The organism is Actinoplanes sp. NPDC051861 (genome assembly GCF_040681145.1).
Lineage (GTDB): Bacteria > Actinomycetota > Actinomycetes > Mycobacteriales > Micromonosporaceae > Actinoplanes.
Window position 1 is genome coordinate 594,021 of sequence record NZ_JBFAYE010000004.1, and the last position, 1,498, is coordinate 595,518.

At 71.6% G+C, this 1,498-nt stretch carries 1 protein-coding gene; it reads left to right on the top strand.

Features of this window, described 5'->3' with window-relative positions:
- The first annotated feature begins 246 nt into the window (after window positions 1-246).
- Complete coding sequence (locus tag AB0M02_RS16945; protein WP_364227429.1) at window positions 247-1,170, top strand: hypothetical protein; 924 nt, start codon at window positions 247-249, stop codon at window positions 1,168-1,170.
- Window positions 1,171-1,498: the final 328 nt, after the last annotated feature.

Sequence of the window (1,498 nt, forward strand, 5' to 3'; positions counted from 1 at the left end):
ACCTCCCCACCCGGCAACCGCAGCACGCAGACCTCCCCACCCGGCAACCGCAGCACGCAGACCTCCCCACCCGGCAACCGCAGCACGCAGACCTCCCCACCCGGCAACCGCAGCACGCAGACCTCCCCGCCGGCTACCGCGGCACGCAGGTCTCCCCGACCCGAGAGGGCGCCCGATGAACCAGCCCGGCCGGCTCCCGCCCGACCATCACGGTGCGCCGGCCCACCCGATCGGAAGGGGCGCCGAATGAGCCAGCCGCAAGGGGCGTGGCAGTTCCCGCCGGAACAGCCGAACGCGGAGACCGGCGAAAATGCGCAGGTGCCGGCCACGGTGGGGCGTGCGCACGCGCCAGCAGCAACCGAAGCCACACCGCCGGCCGAACACCGGTCGAGCGCCCCCGCGGTGACCTCGGCTCCGCTGGCCCGGCCGCTCGTGCCGCCACCGCCCGGGCCGCCGGACGTCGGGACTGGTGACGAACGGGAGCGCACCGGGCCGTCGGGCAGGACCGGGCGCTTGCACGTGGGGTGGCACGCGATCGGGCGTACCGGGCTGCGCCGCATAACCCTCGCCCCCCAAGCAGGCGCGGGACTGGTGCTCGGCGTCGATCGGGCGCGCGCTGCCGTACCCCTCAAAATCCTGACGCCGGACCCGGTCCGGATCACCCTGGCCGGCCACCTCCGCGCCGCCCAAATCCTGATTTTCCGGGCATTCGCCCTCGGCGCCCGCGCGATCGTCGTGACCACCGACCCGCAGGCCTGGTCAGGCTTCGGCGAGCGGGCGACCGGGCAGTACAACCGCCTCACCGTACTCAGCAGCGACCAGGGCGGCTTCCCACCCGGCACCGCCCAGATGCCCACACTGTCCGTCTACGACCTCGGCGCAACCGGCCCGGCCACCGCACCCTCGCTCGGCCCGTGGCACACCCGCCTGACCATCCTGCGCCAACTCGACCGCCCCGGCATCCCCACCCTGCAGGAGGCCGACCTCGTAGCAGCCCAGCGCCTGGGCACCGACGAAGCAATCCTGGCAGCGTCCGCACTACGACTGACCCCGGAAAGCCGCCGCCTCCTGGAAACCATGGCCGACGACATGATCGCCCTGTTCGGAGACGGCCCCGACCGCTTCCTGCAACTCCTCCCCACCCCCACCGAACAACAACACATCCCCTAATGGGAGCTACTGGGTCAGCCGTTGGCAGACTTGGTGCCTAGTAGCCGCGAGCGGGTGAGCACTCCCAACCCCTGGACCTATGTCGAGTCCTAGGGTCAGACCGTGCCCCCGCTCGTGGTCGGGAGATGAACGGCTGATGGGGTGTCGTGCCCGCCGCAGCGCCGGCGTGAGCACTGGTCCATTAGGGCGCTGGAGTCTTCCGCAGGCTGCTGACGTGGACCGTGGCAGAGCGGAGAGCTGGAGTGTTGTTCGTCGGTGACGACTGGGCCGAAGAGCACCACGACGTGGAGGTGCAGGACGAACACGGCCGGGCGATACGCACCGCCCG

Coding starts and splice junctions, on each gene's coding strand:
- AB0M02_RS16945 (WP_364227429.1), top strand. CDS start 247: ATGAGCCAGCCGCAAGGGGCGTGGCAGTTCCCGCCGGAACAGCCGAAC.